This window comes from Kitasatospora sp. NPDC091257, assembly GCF_044757675.1.
Taxonomy (GTDB): Bacteria; Actinomycetota; Actinomycetes; order Streptomycetales; family Streptomycetaceae; genus Kitasatospora; species Kitasatospora lactacystinica.
The window spans coordinates 1-4523 of the sequence record NZ_JBIVVI010000758.1 but is presented as its reverse complement, the minus strand read 5'-3'; the positions used below and the strand labels follow the sequence as shown (position 1 = coordinate 4523).

The following is a 4523-nucleotide window of genomic DNA, read 5'->3' as shown; positions in this document are numbered from 1 at the left end:
CAGCCGCTGCCGAACAGGTCGGCGCTGACCAGGACGCCGCCGAGCACCTGGCCTAGCGCCATGCCGCCGGCCAGCACCGCCGCGTAGAGGCCGAGCGCCCGGACCCTCTACCGCCCCGCCCACGAGCGGGTGCACGTGCCCGCCCTGCTGCGCCGCTGGCCCGGCCGTCGCATCGAGCGGGCCCCGCTCTGGGTGCCCGTCGACCTGCGCGACGGCAACCAGGCACTGGCCGAGCCGATGGACCCGGCGCGCAAGCAGCGGATGTTCGACCTGTTCCTGGCCATGGGCTTCAAGGAGATCGAGGTCGGCTACCCGTCCGCCAGCCGCACCGACTTCGACTTCGTCCGCCAACTGGCCACCACCCCCGGAGCCGTGCCCGAGGACGTCACCGTCGTGGTCTTCACGGCGGCCCGGGCCGACCTGGTCGAGCGCACCTTCGAAGCCGTCGCGGGCCTGCCCCGGGTGGTCGTCCACCTCTACACCGCCACCGCGCCGCAGTGGCGGGAGGTCGTCCTCGGCAAGGAGCGCGCCGGGCTCCGGGCGCTGATCACCTCGGCCGCGACGCTGATGGCCAGGCTGGGGGAGGGCCGGGACGGCCTGCGGTTCCAGTTCTCGCCCGAAGTGTTCAACCTGACCGAGCCGGACTACGCGCTGGAGGTGTGCAACGGGCTCACCCGGCTCTGGGACGCCTCGCCCGAGCGGCCGGTGATCCACAACCTGCCGGCCACCGTCGAGATCGCCACCCCCAACGTGTACGCCGACCAGATCGAGTACATGGACCGCCACCTGGAACGGCGCGAGGCGGTGATCCTTTCCGTCCACCCGCACAACGACCGCGGCACCGGCGTCGCCTGCGCGGAACTCGCCGTCCTCGCGGGCGCCCAGCGGGTCGAGGGCTGCCTGTTCGGCAACGGCGAGCGGACCGGCAACGTCGATCTCGTCACCCTGGCGCTCAACCTGCACACCCAGGGTGTCGACCCGATGCTGGACCTCTCCGACATCGACGCGATCCGGCGCACCGTCGAGCACTGCAACCGGCTGCCCGTCCACGAGCGGCACCCCTACGCGGGCGACCTGGTGCACACCGCCTTCTCCGGCACCCACCAGGACGCCATCCGCAAGGGCTTCGCCCGGCACGCCGAGACCGCCGCCGCACTGGGCGTCCCGCAGCGGGAGGCGCCCTGGTCGGTGCCGTACCTGCCGATCGACCCGGCCGACCTGGGGCGGGACTACGAGGCGGTGATCCGGGTCAACAGCCAGTCGGGCAAGGGCGGGATCGCCCACCTGCTGCAGGCCGCGGAAGGGCTGGAACTGCCTCGGCGGCTGCAGATCGACTTCGCCCGGGTGGTGCAGGCGGCCACCGACGACAGCGGACGGGAGATGACGGCGGAGGAGCTGTACGGGCTGTTCCGGGCCGAGTACCTGGACGCGGGGGCCGGCCGGCGGTGGCGGGTCGGGGACGACTGGGCCGAGGTCGACGGCCGCCGGGGCACCGGCGCCGGGCCGCTGGACGCGGTGGCCGACGCCGTGGGGGCGGAGATCCTCTCCTTCGGCGAGCACGCGGTGGGCTCCGGGCGGGACGCCGTCGCCTACGTGGAGGCACGGGTCGGCGGGCCCGGCGGCGGGGTCGTGTGGGGTGTCGGGCGGGACGCCTCGGTGCTCACCGCGGGCGTACGGGCGGTGCTGAGCGCCGCCTCGCGCCGCTCGGCGCGGAAGGCATGATGGGCCGATGACCTCCTCACTCCCCACACGCAGTCAGGCCGTCGCCGAGGCACTGGCGGTGGCCGGCGTCCCCGGCGAGATCCGCGTCCTGCCCGACTCCGCCCGCACCGCCGCCGAGGCCGCCGCCGCGCTGGGCTGCGAGGTCGGCGCCATCGCGAACAGCCTGGTGTTCCTTTGTGACGGCGCGCCACTGCTGGTGATGACCAGCGGCGCCCACCGGGTCGACACCGCCTACCTGGCACGGCAGTTGGGCTCCGGCCCGATCGAACGAGCCGCCGCCGCCCAGGTCCGCGAGGCCACCGGCCAGGCCATCGGCGGCGTCGCCCCGACCGGCCACCCGGCGCCGCTGCGCACCGTGGTCGACACGGCGCTCGACGCGTACGAGGTGCTCTGGGCCGCCGCCGGACACCCGCACACCGTCGTCCCGATGACGTACCGGGAGTTGCTGAACGTGACGGGCGGGACACCGGTCACAGTGGTCGTCGAACAGGCGCAGGATCCGGCAACCGCACAATCCGACCGGCTCTGAAGCTGCGCATACGCCCGGTGGGCGGATACTGGAGGAGTGGGGCGAATCGATCCGGGCGTCGCCGACAGGCCGCCGGAAGGGTTCGACCACCGGTAACGGCCTCCAGTTCCCCGCAATTCGCGCCGTCGGTGCGGGTCGTGGGTGCGCGGAGGGCCGACACGACGAGAGAGAGAAGCCGTGATGAGTTACTTCGGTCGTGGAGGAGACAGAGACCGTGGTTACGGTCGTGACTTTGGAGACCGGGGTCGAGGTCGGGGCCTGGGCCTGGGTCTGGGACTGGGCCGTGGTTACGGTCGTGACTTCGACCGCCGTGGACGCCGTCGTTTCGGTTGCTGGTGACGGTGCTTACGGCTAGGACCGCGCACAGCAGTTCCGACTAGCGTCACCCCGAGGGGCCGACGGTGTCACCGTCGGCCCCTCGCCCTGGGATCGGCGCCGCCTCCGCACGGAGGATGATGCGTCCCCACCCGGGGACGACGGCTCCGGATCCCGGAACCTCGTTTCCGGATCCCGGAACGACCATCTCCGAGAGCAACGGGTCCTGCCCATGCGCGATGTGACGCCCCCGGGTGACCGGGCGGTCGGCAAGGCCGACGCGGTCAACAAGGTCAACGGGGCCGACGAGGCCGAGTACCAGGGACCGGTGGCGGAATCGCCGGTCATCCCGCTGCGGGAGCTCATTCGCCGGTTCTGGCCGTGGGTGCGCCCCGACGCGCGCTGGCTCCCGGTGAGCGCGGCCCTGCTCGTCGTCGGCGCCTTCGGCGAGGTCGTCTCGGTCTGGCTGTTCAAGGACCTCATCGACGACGTGCTCGTCCCCCGGCACTTCGCCGATTTCTGGCCGCTCGCCGCCCTGATGCTCGGTGCGGCCGTCGCCGCCGGGCTGTTGACCTTCGCCGGCATGTACACCAGCACCTGGATCGCCGAGCGCTACATGCTGCGCCTGCGCACCGACACCCTCGCCCACCTGCACACCCTGCCCCCCGACACGCTGGAGAGCCGCTGGCGCGGCGACCTGGTGGCGCGGCTCACCTTCGACATCGCTGAGATCGAGCGGATGGTGGCCACCGGGCTGGTCGAGGGCGCGGTGGCCGTCGCCAGCCTGCTGCTGTTCACCGGCGCCGCGTTCTACCTGAGCTGGCAGCTCACCCTGGCCGCGCTGCTGGCCGCACCGCTGTTCATCCTCTCCACCAGCCTGTTCGGACGCGTCATCCGGCGCCGGGAGCGACAGGTCCAGCGCCGCGCGGGCGGAGTGACCGCGCTGCTGGAGGAATCCCTGCGCAACGCCGTGGTCACCCGGACCTGCGGCCAGGAGAGCCGGGAGGTCGAACGGGTCCACCGGGAGGGCCGGGGCCTGCTCGACGCCGAACTCGCCGCCGCCCGGGTCAGCGGCCTGTACCAGCCCTTCCTCAACGTGCTGCAACTGCTCGCCGGTCTGGCCGTAGTGGGTGTCGGCGCCCTGCAGGTCATCCACGGACAGCTCAGCCTCGGCGGCCTGCTCGCCTTCGCCGCCTTCATGGCCCAGCTGTTCGAGCCCGTCCAGCAGCTCGCCGCCCTCATCCCGCTGGCCGGCGCGGCCGGCGCCTCGGGCGAACGCGTCCTGGAGCTGCACGAGATCCGCAGCCCGGTGCGGGAACGCCCCACGGCCGGGGACACCGGCCCGGTCCAGGGCCGGGTCACCCTCCAGGGCGTCCACGCCGCCTACTCGGGCGCCACTGGCATCCCGGGACCGCCCGTCCTGGCCAACGTGGACCTCGACCTGCGCCCCGGCGAGACCCTGGCCGTCCGCGGGCCCAGCGGCAGCGGCAAGTCGACCCTCGCCAAGCTCCTGGTCCGCTTCCTCGACCCGCAGGCCGGCACCGTCCGCCTCGACGGGCAGGACCTGCGCGACCTCACCCTCGCCTCACTGCGCCGAGCGGTCACGCTGCTGCCCCAGGAGGCCCCGCTGTTCCACGCGAGCATCGCCGACAACATCGCGTACGGCCGTCCGGACGCCCACCCCGACGACATCGAACGCGCCGCCCGCATCGCCGGGGTCCACGGCTTCGTCACGGCGCTCCCGGAGGGCTACCGCACGGTGATCGGCGCCGACGGATTCCAGCTCTCCGGCGGTCAGAGCCGGCGCGTCGCCATCGCCCGGGCGTTCCTGCGCGACACCCCCGTCGTGATCCTGGACGAACCCACCAGCGGCCTGGACCCGCACACCGTCGAGCAGCTCGTCCCCGCGCTGCGCCGCCTGATGACCGGGCGCACCACCCTCCTGATCACCCATGAC

The 4523-nt window shown here is 73.1% G+C and carries 3 protein-coding genes; all 3 read left to right on the top strand.

Annotation, left to right across the window (positions count from 1 at the left end; translation table 11 throughout):
• Positions 1–129 precede the first annotated feature (129 nt).
• Positions 130–1722 (top strand): 2-isopropylmalate synthase, encoded by a 1593-nt coding sequence (locus tag ACIQOV_RS28930; RefSeq protein WP_401053467.1) that lies wholly within the window; start codon positions 130–132, stop codon positions 1720–1722.
• Positions 1723–1729: 7 nt separating this feature from the next.
• Positions 1730–2251, top strand: a complete 522-nt coding sequence (locus tag ACIQOV_RS28925) for a YbaK/EbsC family protein (protein ID WP_401053465.1) — start codon at positions 1730–1732, stop codon at positions 2249–2251.
• A 547-nt stretch (positions 2252–2798) separates the two neighbouring features.
• A partial coding sequence (locus tag ACIQOV_RS28920; protein WP_401053463.1) for an ABC transporter ATP-binding protein occupies positions 2799–4523 on the top strand: 1725 nt, incomplete at its 3' end.